At 71.6% G+C, this 18,695-nt stretch carries 14 protein-coding genes; 10 read left to right on the top strand and 4 right to left on the bottom strand.

From position 1 onward, the window contains the following. Nucleotides 1-114: 114 nt before the first annotated feature. On the top strand, nt 115-1,149 hold the full coding sequence (gene glpX, locus ACZ6K0_RS04660; RefSeq protein ID WP_376402240.1) for a class II fructose-bisphosphatase: 1,035 nt from the start codon (nt 115-117) through the stop codon (nt 1,147-1,149). Nucleotides 1,150-1,245: 96 nt separating this feature from the next. Here glpX and ACZ6K0_RS04655 read toward each other — a convergent pair whose 3' ends face one another. Next, on the bottom strand, nt 1,246-1,620 hold the full coding sequence (locus tag ACZ6K0_RS04655; protein WP_376402237.1) for a WhiB family transcriptional regulator: 375 nt from the start codon (nt 1,618-1,620) through the stop codon (nt 1,246-1,248). Between the two features lie 317 nt (nt 1,621-1,937). Further along, nucleotides 1,938-2,654 carry a DUF1707 SHOCT-like domain-containing protein gene (locus tag ACZ6K0_RS04650; protein ID WP_376402234.1) on the bottom strand — a complete coding sequence of 239 codons (717 nt, stop codon included), beginning with the start codon at nt 2,652-2,654 and terminating at the stop codon, nt 1,938-1,940. A 216-nt stretch (nt 2,655-2,870) separates the two neighbouring features. Here ACZ6K0_RS04650 and ACZ6K0_RS04645 point away from each other — a divergent pair, with 216 nt between their 5' ends. The 3 genes from ACZ6K0_RS04645 to ACZ6K0_RS04635 all read left to right on the top strand — a co-directional run bounded on the left by ACZ6K0_RS04645 (nt 2,871) and on the right by ACZ6K0_RS04635 (nt 6,126). After that, nucleotides 2,871-4,541 (top strand): fumarate hydratase, encoded by a 1,671-nt coding sequence (locus tag ACZ6K0_RS04645; protein WP_376402231.1) that lies wholly within the window; start codon nt 2,871-2,873, stop codon nt 4,539-4,541. A gap of 175 nt (nt 4,542-4,716) precedes the next feature. Then, nucleotides 4,717-5,373 (top strand): HAD family acid phosphatase, encoded by a 657-nt coding sequence (locus tag ACZ6K0_RS04640; RefSeq protein WP_469227864.1) that lies wholly within the window; start codon nt 4,717-4,719, stop codon nt 5,371-5,373. Nucleotides 5,374-5,454: 81 nt separating this feature from the next. Beyond that, nucleotides 5,455-6,126, top strand: coding sequence for a lipoprotein (locus ACZ6K0_RS04635; RefSeq protein WP_469227866.1), 672 nt, complete (start codon nt 5,455-5,457; stop codon nt 6,124-6,126). A gap of 83 nt (nt 6,127-6,209) precedes the next feature. Here the strand turns inward: ACZ6K0_RS04635 and ACZ6K0_RS04630 are convergent, their stop codons facing one another. Next, nucleotides 6,210-7,748 (bottom strand): ricin-type beta-trefoil lectin domain protein, encoded by a 1,539-nt coding sequence (locus ACZ6K0_RS04630; protein ID WP_469227868.1) that lies wholly within the window; start codon nt 7,746-7,748, stop codon nt 6,210-6,212. A 143-nt stretch (nt 7,749-7,891) separates the two neighbouring features. Between ACZ6K0_RS04630 and ACZ6K0_RS04625 the strand changes: the two genes are divergently transcribed. The 3 genes from ACZ6K0_RS04625 (at nt 7,892) to ACZ6K0_RS04615 (ending at nt 12,398) form a co-directional block, all read left to right on the top strand. Beyond that, a complete protein-coding gene (locus ACZ6K0_RS04625; protein ID WP_376402219.1) occupies nt 7,892-9,301 on the top strand; it encodes a class II fumarate hydratase in 1,410 nt (469 codons plus the stop codon). Between the two features lie 74 nt (nt 9,302-9,375). After that, nucleotides 9,376-10,041 (top strand): cytidylyl-2-hydroxypropylphosphonate hydrolase, encoded by a 666-nt coding sequence (gene fomD, locus ACZ6K0_RS04620; protein WP_376402216.1) that lies wholly within the window; start codon nt 9,376-9,378, stop codon nt 10,039-10,041. Nucleotides 10,042-10,352: 311 nt separating this feature from the next. Further along, nucleotides 10,353-12,398, top strand: a complete 2,046-nt coding sequence (locus tag ACZ6K0_RS04615; protein WP_376402213.1) for a SpoIIE family protein phosphatase — start codon at nt 10,353-10,355, stop codon at nt 12,396-12,398. 138 nt (nt 12,399-12,536) lie between these two features. Here the strand turns inward: ACZ6K0_RS04615 and ACZ6K0_RS04610 are convergent, their stop codons facing one another. Continuing rightward, a complete protein-coding gene (locus tag ACZ6K0_RS04610) occupies nt 12,537-14,798 on the bottom strand; it encodes a transglycosylase domain-containing protein (protein WP_469227872.1) in 2,262 nt (753 codons plus the stop codon). Nucleotides 14,799-15,075: 277 nt separating this feature from the next. Here ACZ6K0_RS04610 and ACZ6K0_RS04605 point away from each other — a divergent pair, with 277 nt between their 5' ends. From ACZ6K0_RS04605 to ACZ6K0_RS04595, 3 genes are read left to right on the top strand one after another with little or no spacing between them, the layout of a single operon-like run. Then, the gene (locus ACZ6K0_RS04605; RefSeq protein WP_376402207.1) at nt 15,076-15,600 is read left to right on the top strand and encodes a PadR family transcriptional regulator; all 525 of its coding nucleotides are present in this window, start codon (nt 15,076-15,078) and stop codon (nt 15,598-15,600) included. Continuing rightward, the gene (locus ACZ6K0_RS04600) at nt 15,597-16,325 is read left to right on the top strand and encodes an ABC transporter ATP-binding protein (RefSeq protein WP_376402204.1); all 729 of its coding nucleotides are present in this window, start codon (nt 15,597-15,599) and stop codon (nt 16,323-16,325) included. The genes ACZ6K0_RS04605 and ACZ6K0_RS04600 overlap by 4 nt, the downstream gene beginning before the upstream one ends. Then, a complete protein-coding gene (locus tag ACZ6K0_RS04595) occupies nt 16,322-18,694 on the top strand; it encodes an FtsX-like permease family protein (RefSeq protein ID WP_469227875.1) in 2,373 nt (790 codons plus the stop codon). Before ACZ6K0_RS04600 ends, ACZ6K0_RS04595 begins: the two co-directional genes overlap by 4 nt. The last annotated feature ends 1 nt before the right edge of the window (nt 18,695 follow it).

Here is an 18,695-nt window from a genome sequence, read left to right as displayed (position 1 = left end):
GCTCAAACGTGGGCCCCTCTGCTCATTTTGTCGACGTACCGATAGAGTCGGAACACCCTCGTTTTCCCGGCCGTCGCCGTTCCCGGCCGTCGCCGTACAGAAAGGTGCGCTTCGATGACCGAGAGCCATCACCTGCCGCCCGAGCTCGTCGTCTCCCCCGAGGCCCCCGACCGCAACCTCGCCCTTGAGCTGGTCCGCGTCACCGAGGCCGCCGCCATGGCCGCCGGCCGCTGGGTCGGCCGCGGCGACAAGATCGGCGCGGACGGCGCGGCGGTCAACGCCATGCGGACCCTGATCTCCACCGTCTCGATGAACGGCGTCGTCGTCATCGGCGAGGGCGAGAAGGACGAAGCCCCGATGCTCTTCAACGGCGAGCGGGTCGGCGACGGCACCGGCGCCGAGGTCGACATCGCCGTCGACCCGATCGACGGCACCACGCTCAACGCCAAGGGCATGCCGAACGCGATCGCCGTCCTGGCCGCCGCCGACCGCGGCACCATGTTCGACCCGTCCGCGGTCTTCTACATGGACAAGCTGGTCACCGGCCCCGAGGCCGCCGACTTCGTCGACATCAACGCCCCCGTCTCGGTCAACATCCGCCGGGTCGCCAAGGCGAAGAACTCCTCGCCCGAGGACATCACGGTCATGATCCTGGACCGCCCCCGCCACGAGGGCATCGTCAAGGAGATCCGCGAGACCGGGGCCCGGATCAAGTTCATCTCGGACGGCGACGTCGCCGGCTCGATCATGGCCGTCCGCGAGGGCACCGGCGTCGACCTGCTCATGGGTGTCGGCGGCACGCCCGAGGGCATCATCTCCGCCTGCGCCATCAAGTGCCTCGGCGGTGTGATCCAGGGCAAGCTGTGGCCGAAGGACGAGGCCGAGCGGCAGAAGGCGCTCGACGCGGGCCACGACCTGGACCGGGTGCTCTCCACGAACGACCTGGTCAGCGGCGACAACGTGTTCTTCGTCGCGACCGGCATCACCGACGGCGAGCTGCTGCGCGGCGTGCGCTACCGCGCCGAGACGGCGACCACGCAGTCGCTGGTCATGCGCTCGAAGTCCGGCACGATCCGCCAGATCGACTCGACGCACCGGCTCTCGAAGCTGCGCGCGTACAGCAAGATCGACTTCGACCGCGCCAAGTAGGCCGAGCGAGTCGCCCGAACGGTACGAAGAGGGGCGCCCCCATGTGCGGTGGGGGCGCCCCTTCCCGTACGGGCCGCGACGGCGTCCGCTCCCCCGTCAGCCCGCCTGGGCGATCCGTCCGTCGGTCGCGGACGCCTTCCTCAGCTCCACCTCGCGCCGCCGGCGCCGGGCCAGGACGACGCGGCGCTCCGCCGCGGTGAGCCCGCCCCACACCCCGTACGGCTCGGGCTGGATCAGCGCGTGCTCCCGGCACTCGACCATCACGGGACAGCGGGCACAGACGCGCTTGGCCGCCTCCTCCCGCGCGAGCCGCGCGGCGGTCGGCTCCTTGGAGGGGGCGAAGAACAGCCCGGCCTCGTCCCGGCGGCACACCGCCTCCGCGTGCCAGGGGCCGGCCTCGTCCTCCCGGGCAGGTGTGCGCTGAGGGGGAACGGCGGCGACCTGGAGGGGCTGATGCGGCAGTGGCAGCACGGTCTACTCCTGACGACGGCTTCGCGAGCGAGCGGCGATGCAGCAGCCCTACCCGCTGTGCGCGCGCCTATGCACTGCGTGCGGTCCCGTTCCGCACTGCGGATACCTCAGGGCGGAATCCGGTCACCGCGCTCGACCGGGAAGATCGTCCCGCCGCCGGCGGCCGACGCCGGGGCCTGACGCCAGGGCTCGACGCCGACGGCCCGCCCGACGCCGCGAGGCCTGCTGCCAGTCGCCGCGAGGCCTGCCTGTCAGTCGCCGAGGTGCTTGCCGTCAGTCGCCCGGGTGCTGGTTGTCAGTCGCCGAGGTGCTTGCCGTCAGTTGCCGAGGTGCTTGCGCAGCTTGCTCTGGAGGTCGGTGATCCACTTGCCGCGCTTGGGCCTCGCCTCGACGTTGCCGAAGACCGAGTAGCCGTTGACGACGACGACCGGGGCCTGCGGATCGACGCCCTCCAGGGTCACGACCTCGAAGTTGCCGAAGACTCCGCTGCCGTTGCCCCGCAGGCTGATGTTCTCCGGGACCCGCACCTCGACGTTCCCGAAGATCGACGTGGCGTTGATCGTGGTCAGCCGCTGCGCGAAGATCGCCTCGGTCAGATCGATCTCGATGTTGCCGAAGAGCGCGAAGGCGTTCGTCCTGCGGCCCACCCGCCACCGGCCCTTGCGGGTGGTGCTGGAGAAGATCGCGACGAGGCTGTCCGCGGCACCCTCGGGGTCGCCCGGGTAGTCGTCGTACGCCGGCTCGGGATCCCGGCGGGTCCGGGGGCCCGGCAGGTCGCTGACGATCGGCTCCAACTCCCCGACGGTCTTGGCGCGGTAGACCGCGTCGATCCGGTCCGAGTGCTCCTCGGGATCGATCCGACCCTCGGCCAGGGCGTCCCGGAGGATGTCCGCGATCCGGTCCCGGTCCGCGTCGGACGCCCGCAGCGCGCCTCGCGGATCGGCGAAAGCGGTCTCGGCCGGGGCGGGTTCGGCAGCGGCCGACCGCTGCGGCTGCGGCTGCTTCTCGGGTTCGGGCTTCTTTTCGAGGTCCACGGAGCCAGCCTAGCGAAACGCGATAGATCGCGACCAGGGGGCGGGGCCGGGCCTGTGGAAGACGATGCGGACGAAGCGGAAACGCGCCACATCGGCGTGGTCCCGTTCGCCAGTGAGCCTTACCTCACAGGATCCGGGCCGCGCCCTCGTTCTACGCTGGAGGACGCGCGGCCAAGGGAGGCGGCGCCGCTGTCTGTCGAGTGAGGAATGGCTGCCATGCCAGAGTTTGCGTACTCCGATCTGCTCCCCCTGGGAGAGGACACCACGCCCTACCGCCTGGTGACCTCCGAAGGTGTCTCCACCTTCGAGGCCGACGGCCGTACGTTCCTCAAGGTCGAGCCCGAGGCGCTGCGCACGCTGGCCGCCGAGGCGATCCACGACATCCAGCACTTCCTGCGCCCGGCCCACCTGGCCCAGCTGCGCCGGATCATCGACGACCCGGAGGCGTCGGGCAACGACAAGTTCGTCGCGCTCGACCTCCTCAAGAACGCGAACATCGCCGCCGCCGGCGTCCTCCCGATGTGCCAGGACACCGGCACCGCGATCGTCATGGGCAAGCGCGGCCAGAACGTGCTGACCCCGGGCCGCGACGAGGAGGCCCTGTCCAAGGGCATCTACGACGCGTACACCAAGCTCAACCTGCGGTACTCGCAGATGGCCCCCGTCACCATGTGGGAGGAGAAGAACACCGGCTCGAACCTGCCCGCGCAGATCGAGCTGTACGCGACCGACGGCGGCGCGTACAAGTTCCTCTTCATGGCCAAGGGCGGCGGCTCCGCCAACAAGTCCTTCCTCTACCAGGAGACGAAGGCCGTCCTCAACGAGGCGAGCATGATGAAGTTCCTGGAGGAGAAGATCCGCTCGCTCGGCACGGCCGCCTGCCCGCCGTACCACCTGGCGATCGTCGTCGGCGGCACGAGCGCCGAGTTCGCGCTCAAGACCGCGAAGTACGCCTCCGCGCACTACCTGGACGAGCTGCCCACCGAGGGCTCGGCCGAGACCGGCCACGGCTTCCGCGACAAGGAGCTGGAGGAGAAGGTCTTCGAGCTGACGCAGAAGATCGGCATCGGCGCGCAGTTCGGCGGCAAGTACTTCTGCCACGACGTCCGCGTCGTCCGCCTCCCCCGCCACGGCGCCTCGCTGCCCGTCGCGATCGCCGTGTCCTGCTCGGCCGACCGCCAGGCCGTCGCGAAGATCACCGCCGAGGGCGTCTTCCTGGAGCAGCTGGAGACCGACCCGGCGCGCTTCCTGCCGGAGACGACCGACGAGCACCTCTCCGAGGAGAGCGACGTCGTCACGATCGACCTGAACCAGCCGATGGACGACATCCTCGCCGAGCTGACCAAGTACCCGGTCAAGACCCGCCTCTCCCTCAACGGCCCGCTGGTCGTGGCGCGCGACATCGCGCACGCCAAGATCAAGGAGCGCCTCGACGCGGGCGAGGAGATGCCGCAGTACCTGAAGGACCACCCGGTCTACTACGCGGGCCCGGCGAAGACCCCCGAGGGGTACGCCTCCGGTTCGTTCGGTCCGACGACGGCCGGCCGCATGGACTCGTACGTGGAGCAGTTCCAGGCGGCGGGCGGCTCGAAGGTCATGCTGGCCAAGGGCAACCGCTCCGGCCAGGTCACGGCCGCGTGCGACGCGCACGGCGGCTTCTACCTCGGCTCGATCGGCGGCCCGGCGGCCCGGCTCGCGCAGGACTGCATCAAGAAGGTCGAGGTCGTCGAGTACGAGGAGCTCGGCATGGAGGCGGTCTGGAAGATCGAGGTCGAGGACTTCCCGGCGTTCATCGTCGTGGACGACAAGGGCAACGACTTCTTCCAGAACCCGGCGCCCGAGCCGACGTTCACGCACATCCCGGTGCGGGGTCCCGGTCTCGCCTGATCCGTCCGGATTCCCGACTGCGCCCCCGGTCCGTACCTTCACCGTACGGACCGGGGGCGTTGTCGATCTCCGCTCAGAAACTGGCTACCGACCGGTAGACCTCTCGTTACCTACCGGCCAGTATTGGCCGCGAGCATGTCAACCACTGAGCCGGTAGACCACTCGGGAGCCCCCCATGCCCTCCGCATTCCCCACCCGCACGTCCGCGCGCAGGCGCGTCGCCGCCGGCGCCACGGGCGCACTGGCCCTGACGGCCTTCCTCGTCGTCGGTCCCGCCCCCGCCGCCTCCGCGTCCGACCCGGACACCCACCTGGTGTCGACCGCCGCCCTCGCGGACGTGGACTACGCGACCTGGCGCAAGGACGTGGCCGCCGTCGTCGCCGAAGCCCGCCCGTACATCGAAGAGCGCGCGAAGGACGCCGGCCGCGAGAAGCAGGCCATCGTCCTCGACATCGACAACTCCTCCCTGGAGACCGACTTCCACCCCTTCTGGGAGCTGCCGACCCCGGCCATCGCGGACGTCCGGGACCTGGTCCGCGACGCCCACGCCAAGGGCGTGGCGGTCTTCTTCGTCACCGCCCGCCCGGGGATCATCCACTCCCTGACCGACTGGAACCTGAAGCGGGCCGGATACCCGGTCGACGGTCTGTACGTGCGCTCGCTGCCCGACCTGTTCGCCGAGGTCAGCGCGTACAAGACGGAGAAGCGCGCGGAGATCGAGGCCAAGGGCTACACGATCGTCGCGAACATCGGCAACAACACCACCGACATCGTCGGCGGTCACGCGGAGCGGGCCTTCAAGCTGCCCGACTACGACGGCAAGCTGTCCTGAGCCCCTGAGCCCCTGAGTCCCTGAGTCCCTGAGCACTGTCCCGCCCCGGTCCCGCCCGCTCGCGCGGCTACTCTGACGCGCATGGAACACCCGATACGGATCATGGTCCCGGCCGTCGCCCTGCTGGTGGGCGGGGTGTCGGCGGCCGGTTGCGCCGCCCCCGAGCCGCTGCCCGAGATCACCCAGGGCGCTCGGCCCACGGCAGCGGCGGCCTCGACGGCCACCCCCGCCCCGAAGGCGACGGCGGGGACCGCCGCGGTCGCCGCGGGCAAGCCCCTCGGCGGGCCGGGGACGGCCTGCGCGCTGCCCGTCTCCTTCGCGCTGGCGGAGAAGTGGGAGCCGGAGGCGATCGAGGATCCCGAGAACCCGGAGTTCGCGGCGCTCACGCGCCAGGGCCCGGCCACGGTCCGCTGCGAGGTGGACGCCAAGCCGGCCGGGCACGTCGGCTATCTGCGGGTGTGGACGACGAGGGGCGAGGGGCCGGCCCGGGCCGGCCTCGAAGCGTTCGTGAAGGCGGAGAAGGGAAGCTCGGCCGTCGTCTACCGCGAGACGAAGGCGGGCGCGCTGCCCGCCACCGAGGTGACGTACACCGTCCACAACGACGTGATGGAGGAGACCAAGGAGGAGCGGGCCTTCGCCGTCGCGACCCCGCAGGGGACGGTGATCGTCCACCTCGGCGGACTCGACACGGCGGAACACCGGGCGATGCTCCCGGCGTACGAGCTGGCCAGGACGACGCTGAAGCTCGACTGATCCGTTCCGGACACGACGAACCGTGGCCCCGTCCCGCACCGGACGGGGCCACGGCGTTCCGTGGGGTTCGTGCCCGGTCCGGGCTACACGAACTTCTGGTTCGCGGAGCCGTCGCAGTTCTGGAGCCGGACCGGCTCCTTCGACGCGCCCTGGCTGAGGCAGAGGCCCGTCGCTCCGGCGGGCCGGATCGTGGCGCCGTCGCGGACGAACTTCTGGTTGGCGCCGCCGTGGCAGTTCCAGATGATGAGCGCCTTGCCGGCCTGGAAGCCGGAGGCCGGCACGTCCAGGCAGCGGTCCTGCGTGAGCTGGGTGTGGACGGTCTGGCGGGCGGAGTCGTACCACCAGCCCTGGTTGCGGCCGCCGTGGCAGTCCCAGCCGACCACTCCCGTGTTGTTGGCGGAGGAGGCGGCCTCGACGTCCAGGCACTGCCCGGTGGCCTGGTTCGTCAGCGGCTTGTACGCGTCGTCCCAGGCGACCGGGAAGAGCGTCGGCCGGCCCGAGGAGTTCACGTCGGCGCAGCCGGCCTCACGGAGGCCGGAGTCGTAGATCTGCGTGAGGCAGGAGGCGAAGGCGGCGTGGCCGCGCGCGTTGGGGTGGAAGGACTGCCGGACCGAGTTCTCGTCCGGGGTGCCGGGCTTGGAGAGGTCGATGAAGAGACCGCGGGCCCAGGTGTCCTCCATGCAGACCTCGTGGCCGTGGAAGAGCCGCGAGTTGTCGAGGTAGACGGCCCCGGTCGAGGCGGCGGCCCTGCGCATGCCGCGCTCGAAGGCGGGGACGGCGGTGTTGCGGCCCCAGACGGTGTCGGCGTCGTAGCCGAGTCCGCCGCAGATCAGCTTGCCGGGGAAGGAGGGGTTGTCGGGGAAGTCGGGGCCGATGGGGCTGGGGTAGCCCATCACGACGAGCTTGTAGTCGCCGTCGGCGTATCCGGCGTCGCGCATGACGGTCTTGAGGTCGCGCACGGTCTGCTCGACCTTGGGGACGAGCGCGTCGACGCGGGCCTGCCAGCCGGGGGCGTACTTGGGCTCGCAGGTGCCCTGGAGCAGCAGGTAGCGCTGGACGCAGTCGGTCATGACGGGGCCGAACTGCAGGTCGTCGTTGGCTCCGGCGACGAGCAGGACCATCTTGATCCGGGTGTTGCGGGCCTTCACGGCGAGGTTGTCGCTCTGGACGAGCTCGTCGGCGTACTGCTTCGAGCCGCCGATCCGGATGTTCCCGGTGTACGCGCCGGAGCAGGACACGTTGAAGGTGAGGTCCGCGGGGATGCCGGTGCGGTGGATGGCGGCGTCCGGCGAGCGGTGGCACCAGTTGGTCGGGCCGTTCGTGGGGGGTTCGTACGTGCCGACGCCCTCGCCGGAGATCTCGCTGTCGCCTAGGGAGATGAGGCCGGTCTTGCGCTGCGCGAGCGGGCGCTCGGCCGGGTCGCCGTAGATCTTGGTGGCCTCGGCGGCCCGGATCGCCTCCAGCTCGGGCGGGAGCGGTACGGAAGCGGTGACCGCCGCCGTGCCGGTGGCGACCGCGGGGGCAGCGCCGGCGGGTGCCGCGGCGGTCATCGTGCCGAGCGCGGCGGCGGCCGCGGCGACGGCCGCGATGGGCCAGCGGAGTCTGTACCTGGTGCGCGTCATTGCGCCTCCTGGAAGTGGGGTTACCCACGGTTTTTACTGGTCGGTACGCGGGTTGGGAATACATCGAACAAGACAAGTGCTCAGCTTTTTCGGGGGGTTAGGGGGTAGCCCCCCCGACGGGCACAGCCAGGAGGTTGACGAAGATGACGACGAACAGCGCACCCGGCGAGTACCGGATCGAGCACGACTCCATGGGCGAGGTGCGGGTCCCCGCGCACGCCAAGTGGCGTGCGCAGACCCAGCGGGCCGTGGAGAACTTCCCCGTGTCGGGCCAGCGCCTGGAGCGCGCCCACATCGAGGCCCTGGCCCGGATCAAGGCCGCCGCGGCCACGGTCAACGCCGAGCTCGGGGTGATCGACGCGGACCGGGCCGGGGCGATCGTCTCGGCGGCGGAGGAGGTCGCCGAGGGGCGCTGGGACGACCACTTCCCCGTGGACGTCTTCCAGACCGGCTCCGGCACCTCGTCCAACATGAACGCCAACGAGGTGATCGCCACCCTCGCCACCGAGCGGCTCCCCGAGGGCCGGGACGTCCACCCCAACGACCACGTGAACGCCTCGCAGTCCTCCAACGACGTCTTCCCGTCCTCCATCCACATCGCGGCCACCGGCGCCGTCACCCGCGACCTGATCCCCGCGCTCGACCATCTGGCCGCGTCCCTGGAGCGAAAATCGGCCGAATTCGCGACGGTGGTGAAGTCCGGCCGTACGCATCTGATGGACGCCACCCCGGTCACCCTCGGCCAGGAGTTCGGCGGCTACGCGGCCCAGGTCAGGTACGGCGTGGAGCGGCTGCGCTCCGCACTCCCCCGGCTCGCCGAACTCCCCCTCGGCGGTACGGCGGTCGGCACGGGCATCAACACCCCGGCCGGCTTCTCGGCGGCCGTCATCGCGGAGGTCGCGCGCGCGACAGGCCTGCCGCTGACGGAGGCCCGCGACCACTTCGAGGCACAGGGCGCCCGCGACGCGCTCGTGGAGACGTCCGGGCAGCTCAGGACCGTCGCCGTCTCCCTCACCAAGATCGCCAACGATCTGCGCTGGATGGCCAGCGGCCCGCGTACGGGCCTCGCGGAGATCAACCTCCCCGACCTCCAGCCGGGCTCGTCGATCATGCCGGGCAAGGTGAACCCGGTGGTCCCCGAGGCGGTCCTGATGGTCGCCGCACAGGTGACCGGAAACGACACCACGGTGGCGGTGGCGGGCGCCGCGGGGAACTTCGAGCTCAACGTGATGCTGCCGGTGATGGCCAAGAACCTCCTGGAGTCGGTACGGCTGCTCGCCAACGCCTCCCGGCTGCTCGCGGACCGCACGGTCGACGGGATCACCGCCAACGTCGAGCGCGCCCGCGAGTACGCCGAGTCCTCGCCGTCCGTGGTCACCCCGTTGAACAAGTACATCGGCTACGAGGAGGCCGCCAAGGTCGCCAAGAAGTCCCTCGCCGAGCGGAAGACCATCCGCGAGGTGGTGCTCGCCTCCGGCTACGTCGAGCGGGGCGACCTCACGGTCGAGCAGCTGGACGAGGCGCTGGACGTCCTGCGGATGACACGTCCGTGACCGACCGGTCGGTGGCTGACTCATCAGTGACCTGTACCGCAGCGATCGTGGGAGCGCGCCCCTAAGATCTGCGCATGACAGAGTCGGGCGGGCCTCAGCACTGGGCGCCGGGGGAGCAGATCCTCTGGCGCTACCGCGGCAACGGCACCGGCGCCGTGCACATCTGCCGGCCGGTGACCGTCGTCCAGGACACGTCTGAGCTGCTCGCGGTCTGGATGGCGCCCGGCACCGAATGCGTACGGCCCGTGCTGAGCGACGGGACGCCCGTGCACGAGGAGCCGCTCGCCACCCGGTACACCGCCCCGCGCACCACGGAGCGGTCCCGCTGGTTCGGCAGCGGGGTCCTCAAGCTGGCCCGGCCCGGGGACCCCTGGTCGGTGTGGCTGTTCTGGGAGCGCGGCTGGCGCTTCCGCAGCTGGTACGTGAACCTGGAGGAGCCGCGCACCCGTTGGGCCGGCGGCGTCGACTCCGAGGACCACTTCCTCGACATCTCCGTCTACCCCGACCGCAGTTGGCTGTGGCGGGACGAGGACGAGTTCGCGCAGGCCCAGCGGTCCGGTCTGATGGACCCGGAGCAGGCCGCGCGGGTGCGGGCCGCGGGCCGGCGGGCCGTGGAGCAGATCCACTCCTGGGGGACGCCGTTCGCCGACGGCTGGGAGGACTGGCGGCCCGATCCGGGGTGGCCCGTGCCGCAGTTGCCGGGAGACTGGGACCGCACTCCGGCCCACACGGCCCCGTGAGACCCTTGATGCGCCCCCGGGGTTCAAACGTAGGATCGTCCTCCGCACGGCAGAAGCGGATCGAACAGCACGTCAGACCGACCGAAGAACACGTCAACGACTGAGCACAGCACAGGACCTGACCGCAAGTCATCCACGAGGGGGAGAGCAGTGCCGGACGTGCGCCCGGGTGTTCCGACCCCTGCCGTTGCCGCCTCTCGCGGAACGTCCACATCCGCTGCATACGAGGGGTTTATCCCTGCCGAAGGCGCGGCATCGGCGAGAAGAGCGAGTGCATCGCACCACCGGCCCGGACGGACGGAATCCCACGCGTGACGGAGCATCCCACCTCCCACGAAGGCCGACAGCCGCTGGCTGCCCGGCCGCAGGAACGCGCGCGCCCTCGCCAGGAGGCGGCGGCCCCCGGCCTGCCCTCCGACGTGCCCGCCCAGCCGGGCGGCCCGGCGGACCGGACGGCGACGGCCCCCGGTACGGACACGACGGTGCCGAGCGGCGTCCCCGGCGCCTCAGGCGCCTCCAGCGCCTCAGGCGGCACCTCAGGCGCCCCCGGCGCGCCCGCCGAGGCCGGCGGCCCGGTCGGCGGGGGCGGTGCCCCCGGAGCCGGGGCCGTGGCCGTCGCCGTGGCCGCGCAGAGCCCCGGCACGGGCCAGGGCGCCGACGGCGCCGCGCGGCGCGAGGGCGAGCGGCTGCGGTTCGTCGGCGCCGCGACCCGCCGGATCGCGCGCGGGCTCGACCTCGATGAGATCGTGCTCGGCCTGTGCCGGGCGACCGTGCCCACCTTCTCCGACGAGATCCTGGTCTACCTGCGCGATCCGCTGCCGGTGGGCGACGAGCGTCCGGTGGCGCCGTTCGTGTTGCGGCTGCGCCGTACCGACCGGCTCCGGTTAAGCGAGCTGGAGGGCGAGGAGCTCGTCCTCGTACCCGATCCGGATCCGACCCCCGCGGCCGAACTCTGCGAGGTGCGGTCCGGCGGGGCGCTCGCCGAGGTGCTGCGCGGTGTGCGTCCGGTGTTCGGCGACTCCGCCGCCGCCAAGACCGCGCTGACCGAACTCCTCGGCTCCGAGCACCCGCTGCCCGGCGGGCTGCGGGCGATACTCGCTCCGCTGCGCGGCCGGCGACGGGTGATCGGCGCGGCCGTCTTCCTGCGCCGCCCCGAGCGGTCCGGTTTCGAGCCGAACGACCTGCTCGTCGCGGCGCAGCTGGCGACCCACACCGCGCTCGGCATCGACAAGGCCGTGCTGTACGGGCGTGAGGCGTACATCGCGGACGAGCTCCAGCGGACGATGCTGCCGGACTCCCTCCCGCAGCCGACCGGCGTGCGGCTCGCCTCGCGCTACCTCCCGGCCGCCGAGACGGCCCGGGTCGGCGGCGACTGGTACGACGCGATCCCGCTGCCCGGCAGCAGGGTCGCCCTGGTCGTCGGCGACGTCATGGGCCACTCCATGACCTCGGCGGCGATCATGGGCCAGCTGCGCACCACCGCGCAGACCCTGGCCGGGCTCGACCTGCCGCCGCAGGAGGTCCTGCACCACCTCGACGAGCAGGCGCAGCGGCTCGGCGAGAACCGGATGGCCACCTGCATGTACGCGGTGTACGACCCGGTCTCGCACCGGATCACCGTGGCCAACGCCGGCCATCCGCCGCCGATACTGCTCCACCTCGGCGGTCGCGCCGAGGTGCTGCGGGTGCCGCCCGGCGCCCCGATCGGGGTCGGCGGCGTCGACTTCGAGGCGGTCGAGCTGGACGCCCCGGCGGGCGCGACGCTGCTGCTGTACACGGACGGCCTGGTGGAGTCCCGGCTGCGGGACGTCTGGACCGGGATCGAGCAGCTGCGGGAGCGCCTCGCGGCGACCGCGCAGCTGACGGGACCGGACCACTCGCCGCCTCTTGAGGCGCTCTGCGACGACGTCCTGGACATGCTGGGTCCGGGCGACCGGGACGACGACATCGCGCTGCTCGCGGCCCGGTTCGAGGGGATCGCGCCGAGCGACGTCGCGTACTGGTTCCTGGAGCCGGAGGACGCGGCTCCGGGGCGGGCCAGGCGGCTCGCCCGGCGGGCGCTGGCCCGCTGGGACCTGGAGGAGCTGACGGACTCGGTCGAGCTGCTCATCAGCGAGGTCGTGACGAACGCCGTGCGGTACGCGGAGCGGCCGGTGACCCTGCGGCTGCTCAAGACGGACGTGCTGCGCTGCGAGGTCGGCGACGACTCGCCGCAGCTGCCGCGGCAGCGGCGGGCGCGGGACACGGACGAGGGCGGGCGCGGTCTGTTCCTGGTGAACCGGCTGGCCCGGCGGTGGGGCGCGACCCGGCTCTCGGGCGGCAAGGTCGTCTGGTTCGAGCTGGCCACGCGCGGCTGAGCACGGAGAGACCACACGGCGATGGCCGGACCCCCGCGGGGGTCCGGCCATCACTGCCTTACGGCCTCACCGTCACCGGCCTACACGGCCTCACCGTCCTACGCGGCTTCAGCGTCACCGTCCTACGCGGCTTCACCGTCACCGGCCGGGGCGCCCGGTGGCGGCGCTGTCGGTCTGGCCCTGATCCGCGTCCGGGTTCGGCGGCTGGGCGGTCGTCGGGCCGGTCGTCGGCGGCTCGGTGGTCGGCGGCGGCGGAGTGGTCGGGTCCTGGGTCGGAGACGTCGGGTCCTCCGTGGGCGGCTGCGTCGGCGCGGTGGTGGGGTCGCGCGTCGGCTCCGGCGGCGTGGTGGCCGTCGAGGTCGGCGGGGGCGTCGGGTCCGGGGAGCTGGTGGTCGGCTCCTCGGTCGGCTCGTCCGTCGTCTCGCCGGTCCGGCTGGGCTCCGGGTCCGGCTCGTAGGAGCCCGAGCTGTCGGTCTCCAGGTCGAAGCGGGCGTCGGAGCCGCCGTCGAGGGCGCTGGTGGTGTAGTCGCCCCAGATCTGGGCGGGGGTGCGGCCACCGTTGGCGCGGCCCTCGTTGATGGTGTTGGTCAGGGTGACCTGGTTGCCCTTGGCGTCCTCGCCGAAGAGTCCGACGGCGGTGACGAGTTCGGGGGTGTAGCCCACGAACCAGGCGGAACGATTGTTCTCGGAGGTGCCGGTCTTGCCGGCGGCGTCGTAGTCGCCGGCGGCGCGGAAACCGGAACCGCTCTGGACGACGCCCTGCATGGCCTTGGTGGTGGTGTCGGCGGCCTCGCGGCTGATGGCCTGGCTGCCGATCGCTTCCACGGGCTCGACCTTGCGGTCCTTGTGCGAGGCGGCCTTCACCAGGGTCGGGGTGACCTTCTTGCCGTGGTTGTCGAGCGTGGCGTACACACCGGCCATGTCCATGGTCGAGGCGCCCATGGTGCCGAGGGACATGGCGGGGGTCTCGCCGAAGTCCGGGCCGTCCTTCATGCCGAGGGCGAGGGCGGTCTTCTTGGTCTCGGCCTCGCCGACGTCGACGATCATCTGGGCGAAGACCGAGTTGATGGACTTGTTGGCGGCCTTCTGGACGGTGACGGGACCGTAGCTGTAGTCGTCCTCGTTCTCCGGCGAGAAGGGGATGTCGCTGCCGACGACCTCCCGCTTGCTGGTGCCGTCGTAGATCGTGCCCAGGCCTATCTCCCGCCCGTCCTGGGTCTCCGCCTTGGTGTCGATGGCGCTGGCGAGGACGATCGGCTTGAAGGTCGAGGCGGGCTGGTAGTCGCGGCGGGTCGCGTTGGACGTCCAGTGCTCGGTGGCGCCGACGCCGCCGTACAGGGCGACGACCGCGCCGGTCTTCGGGTCGACGGAGGTGGCGCCGGCCTGGACGGTGGCGTCCTTCTTGTCGCCCTTGCGGTCGAGCTTGGCCTCCAGCTGCCGGTCGACGGCCTTGACGAGGTCCTTCTGCCTCTTCTCGTCGATGGTGAGGGTGATCGTCCAGCCGCCGGCCTTGATGTCCTCCTCGCTGATGCCCTGGCGCATCAGCTCCTGGTTGGCGGCCTCGACGATGTAGCCGGTCTGGCCCTCCATGCCGGGGGCGGGCTTGGGCTTGTGGGGCACGGGGAACTTCATGCCGGCGCGCTCGGACTGCGAGAGCCAGCCCTCGCCGACCATGTTGTCGAGGACGTAGTTCCAGCGCTCCTCGACGAGCTTGCGGCCGGTGGAGCTCGCGGAGGTCCAGTCGTACTGGTTGGGCGCCTGGAGCAGCGAGGCGAGGTAGGCGCCCTGGGCGGTGGTGAGCTCGGCGGCGTCGACGCCGTAGTACGAGCGGGCGGCGGCCTGGATGCCGTAGGCGCTGCGCCCGTAGTAGCTGGTGTTCATGTACCCGGCGAGGATCTCGCTCTTGCTCGACTGGCGGTCGACCTTGACGGCGATGACCATTTCCTTGAGCTTGCGCGTCGCGGTCTGGTCCTGGCTCAGGTAGAAGTTCTTGACGTACTGCTGGGTGATGGTCGAGCCACCCTGCTTGCCCTGGCCGGTGAGGGTCGACCAGGCGGCGCGCGTGGTGCCCTTGATGTCGACGCCGTTGTCCTTGTAGAAGCTCTTGTTCTCGGCGGCGACGAAGGCCTTCTGGACCGGCTCGGGGATCTTCTCCAGGCCGACGATCTCGCGGTTGATCTCACCGGTGCGGGCGAGGATCTTGCCGTTGGCGTACTTGTAGATGTTGCTCTGCATGGTCGCCTCGGCGTTGGCCGTCGGCACGGGGACCACGAGGTAGACGACGTACAGGGCGCCCATGGCGAGCAGGCAGAACACAAAGAAGGTGCCCAGGAGCTTCTTCCAGGAGAAGAAGCGGCGTATGCCGCGCTTCTTCGCCTTGCTCTTGTCCGGTCGGCCCATGGGTCCTGTCGCTCCACTCGTCGTGTGTCTCGGCGCCTCGACTGTCGTCCGTCCGCGCCGGATCAGCTCAGAAAGCTAACACCGACGATGCAGACAAAGGGCAACCGATCACACCTTTTCCGGACGTGAGAATCAGCACCCACCCCCAGAGGAACCGACGCTCGATTGGGCCCGATGGTTGCGCGCTCGCAGCAATCGGATACGGGCAGCGAGGGCGCCCCGCGCCACTTCCAGCCACTATTCATCGTGCGTATACACCCCATGTACAGTGACCCGCATGTCCATCGGTCACACCCTTCTGGGGCTCCTGGAATCCGGACCGCGCCACGGTTACGACCTGAAGCGCGCCTTCGACGAGCGGTTCGGCCACGACCGGCCGCTGCACTACGGCCAGGTCTACTCGACCATGTCCCGGCTCCTGAAGAACGGCCTCGTCGTCGTCGACGGCATCGAGGCGGGCGGTGGGCCCGAGCGGAAGCGGTACGCGATCACCGACGCCGGCATCACCGATGTCGCCGCGTGGCTCGCCACCCCCGAGAAGCCGGAGCCGTACCTCCAGTCCACGCTCTACACCAAGGTCGTCCTGGCGCTGCTCACCGGCCGCGGGGCCGCCGACATCCTCGACACCCAGCGCTCCGAGCACCTGCGCCTGATGCGCGAGCTCACCCGGCGCAAGAAGGACGGCGACCTCGCCGACCAGCTCATCTGCGACCACGCCCTCTTCCATCTGGAAGCGGATCTGCGCTGGCTGGAACTGACCGCCGCCCGCCTCGACCGGCTCGCCGAGGAGGTCCGCCGATGACCTCCGCACCGCTCTCCCGCGACCCGCTCCACGACGTCCCGCTCCACCACGCGCCCCTCCTCCGGGCCACCGGCCTCGGCAAGTCCTACGGCCCCACCCCCGCGCTCGCGGGCGCCGACTTCTCCCTCCGGGCCGGCGAGGTCGTCGCCGTCATGGGCCCCTCCGGCTCCGGTAAGTCCACGCTGCTGCACTGCCTGGCCGGAATCGTGCGCCCCGACGCGGGCACGATCACCTACGACGGACGCGACCTCACCGCGCTCTCGGACTCCGCGCGCAGCTCCCTGCGCCGTACCGACTTCGGCTTCGTCTTCCAGTTCGGCCAGCTCGTCCCCGAGCTGACCTGCGTCGAGAACGTCGCCCTCCCGCTCCGTCTCAACGGCGAGCGCCGGAAGACCGCCGAGGCCAGGGCCGCCGAGTGGATGGCCCGCCTGGAGGTCGACACCGTCGGACACAAGCGCCCCGGCGAGATATCCGGCGGCCAGGGCCAGCGCGTCGCCGTCGCCCGCGCCCTCGTCACCGCCCCGCGGGTGATCTTCGCCGACGAGCCGACCGGCGCGCTCGACTCCCTCAACGGCGAGCGGGTCATGCAGCTGCTCACCGACGCCTCCCGGGACACCGGCGCCGCCGTCGTCCTCGTCACCCACGAAGCCCGCGTCGCCGCCTACTCCGACCGGGAGATCGTCGTACGCGACGGCGCGGTACGGGACGCGGAGTGGGCCGCATGAGCCTCGCCACCTGGGCCCGCGACCTGACGCTCGGCGCCCGGTTCGCGGTCACCGGCGGGCGCCCGGGCCTCCTGCGCACGCTGCTGACCGCCACCGGCGTCGGCTTCGGCGTGGCCCTGCTGCTCCTCTCGGTCTCCCTGCCCAACATGCTCTTCCAGCGGGAGGTACGGGAGTCCGTCCGCGCCGTCGACGGCAGCGAGCAGGTCACCTCGCCCCGGTCCGACTCCTTCCTCCACCTCGGCCGGACCACGAACTACCGGGACGAGGTCGTCACCGGGCTGCTCCTGAAGCCCGAGGGCGACGCGCCCCCGGTCCCGCCGGGCGCCGCGGCGTTCCCCGGGACCGGCGAGATGCTGGTCTCCCCCGCGCTCGCCGAGCTGCTCGACTCCCCCGAGGGCGCCCTCCTCAAGGAGCGGATCCCCTACAAGGTCACCGGGACGATCGGCCAGGCCGGACTCATCGGCCCGGCCGAGCTGCGGTACGTCGCCCACGTCGACTTCCTCGACGCCGAGAACCTCGACGGGCGCGGCACGCGGTACGGCTGGTCCGTGCCCGAGGAACCGATGAACGCGTTCCTCGTCCTCCTCGTCGTCGTCGCCTGCGTCGTCCTGCTCCTGCCCGTGCTCGTCTTCATCGCCACCGCCGTCCGCTTCGGCGGCGAACAGCGCGACCGGCGGCTCGCGGCGCTGCGCCTGGTCGGCGCGGACACGGCGATGACCCGCCGGATCGCGGCCGGCGAGTCCCTCGCGGGGGCGCTGCTCGGCCTGCTGGTGGGCCTCGGACTCTTCGCGGTGGCCCGGCAGTTCGCCGGGGCCTTCACCATCTGGGACGTCAACGCCTATCCCTCCGACGTCGTGCCGATGCCCGTGCTCGCCGCGATCGTCCTGCTCGCGGTCCCGGTCTCCTCGGTCGTGGTCACGCTCTTCGCGCTGCGCGGAGTGGTGATCGAGCCGCTCGGGGTCGTCCGCGTCTCCACGCCCCGGCGCCGCCGGCTGTGGTGGCGGCTGCTGCTCCTGGCGGCCGGCGCGGCCCTGCTCGTCCCGCTGATGGGCGAGGTCCAGGTGAGCGAGACCAGCATCGACAGCGTGGGCGTCGTGGCCGGCACCACGCTCTCCCTGATCGGCCTCACGACGCTCCTGCCCTGGCTCGTCGAAGCCTGCGTGAAGCGGCTGCACGCGGGCCCCGTGGCCTGGCAGCTGGCCGTCCGCAGGCTCCAGCTGAGCAGCGGCACCGCGGCCCGCGCGGTCAGCGGGATCGTCGTCGCGGCGACCGGGGCGATCGCCCTCCAGATGCTCTTCCAGGCCATGGAGACCGACTTCACGGAGCTCACGGGCGAGGACTCGTCCCGCGCCCAGATCGTGTTCGGCGCCGATGCCAGGACCTCCGACGAGGCCCGCGGGATGATCGCCAAGTTCGAGCGGACCGAGGGCGTCACCGGCGTGATCGGCATCGTCGAATCGCGGGTGTGGCGTCCCGGTCCCCTGAAGGGGGGCGAGGAGTTCGCCCCGTCGGCCACGCTCAGGGTCGGCGACTGTGCCTCCCTCAGGGAGTTCGCCACGCTGCCCTCCTGCACGGACGGCGACGTGTTCGTCTTCCTCTCGCACGGAGCCCAGGGCAACCCGGACGACTCCTTCGTCACCAGGGCCGTACGGCCCGGCGCCACGGTCGACCTGCGCGACCCGCATCCCTACCCGGACGCGCCGAAGCGCGCCGACAGCGGACCGCTGCCGCAGTGGCGCGTCCCCGCGACCACCCGGGTCGTGGACTCCCGGCCCGACCCGACGGGCATGTACCAGTACGGCATCCTCGCCACCCCGTCGGCGATCGACGCCGCCCGGCTCGACGAGCCCGACGCGCAGGCCATGGTCCGTCTCGACCCGGCCGTGCCGGACGCCGCCGAGTACGTACGGAACACGGCGGCGGCCATCGACCCGACGTCCTGGGTCCGGACCCTGAAGGACGTCCAGCGGGACGCGGCGTTCTCCAGCGTCCGCACCGGCATCCTGGTCGGCTCCACGCTGACGATGCTCCTGGTGGCGGCCTCGCTCCTGGTCGCGACCCTGGAGCAGCTCAGGGACCGCAAGCGGCTGCTCTCCTCGCTCGTCGCCTTCGGCACCCGGCGCTCGACCCTGAGCTGGTCGGTGCTGTGGCAGACGGCGGTCCCGATCGCCCTCGGCCTCGCCCTGTCCGTGGCGGGCGGGCTCGGCCTCGGGGTCGTGCTGCTGAAGATGGGCGGCCAGCAGGTCCAGGACTGGTGGGCGTTCCTGCCGGTCGTCGGGATCGGGCTCGCGCTCATCGCGGCGGTGACGCTCCTGAGCATGCCGGTCCTGTGGCGGCTGATGCGGGCGGACGGGCTGCGCACGGAGTAAC

Source organism: Streptomyces sp. NPDC042346 (assembly GCF_055581845.1).
The sequence above is the reverse complement of the archived record's forward strand: the minus strand, read 5'-3'. Positions and strand labels throughout refer to the sequence as shown.

Excerpts from the sequence above, each read along its gene's own strand:
- ACZ6K0_RS04630 (WP_469227868.1), bottom strand. The coding sequence starts at position 7,748 with ATGACGCGCACCAGGTACAGACTCCGCTGGCCCATCGCGGCCGTCGCC.
- ACZ6K0_RS04595 (WP_469227875.1), top strand. The coding sequence starts at position 16,322 with ATGAGCCTCGCCACCTGGGCCCGCGACCTGACGCTCGGCGCCCGGTTC.
- ACZ6K0_RS04640 (WP_469227864.1), top strand. The coding sequence starts at position 4,717 with ATGCCCTCCGCATTCCCCACCCGCACGTCCGCGCGCAGGCGCGTCGCC.
- ACZ6K0_RS04625 (WP_376402219.1), top strand. The coding sequence starts at position 7,892 with ATGACGACGAACAGCGCACCCGGCGAGTACCGGATCGAGCACGACTCC.
- ACZ6K0_RS04605 (WP_376402207.1), top strand. The coding sequence starts at position 15,076 with ATGTCCATCGGTCACACCCTTCTGGGGCTCCTGGAATCCGGACCGCGC.
- ACZ6K0_RS04645 (WP_376402231.1), top strand. The coding sequence starts at position 2,871 with ATGCCAGAGTTTGCGTACTCCGATCTGCTCCCCCTGGGAGAGGACACC.
- ACZ6K0_RS04610 (WP_469227872.1), bottom strand. The coding sequence starts at position 14,798 with ATGGGCCGACCGGACAAGAGCAAGGCGAAGAAGCGCGGCATACGCCGC.
- fomD (WP_376402216.1), top strand. The coding sequence starts at position 9,376 with ATGACAGAGTCGGGCGGGCCTCAGCACTGGGCGCCGGGGGAGCAGATC.
- glpX (WP_376402240.1), top strand. The coding sequence starts at position 115 with ATGACCGAGAGCCATCACCTGCCGCCCGAGCTCGTCGTCTCCCCCGAG.
- ACZ6K0_RS04600 (WP_376402204.1), top strand. The coding sequence starts at position 15,597 with ATGACCTCCGCACCGCTCTCCCGCGACCCGCTCCACGACGTCCCGCTC.
- ACZ6K0_RS04635 (WP_469227866.1), top strand. The coding sequence starts at position 5,455 with ATGGAACACCCGATACGGATCATGGTCCCGGCCGTCGCCCTGCTGGTG.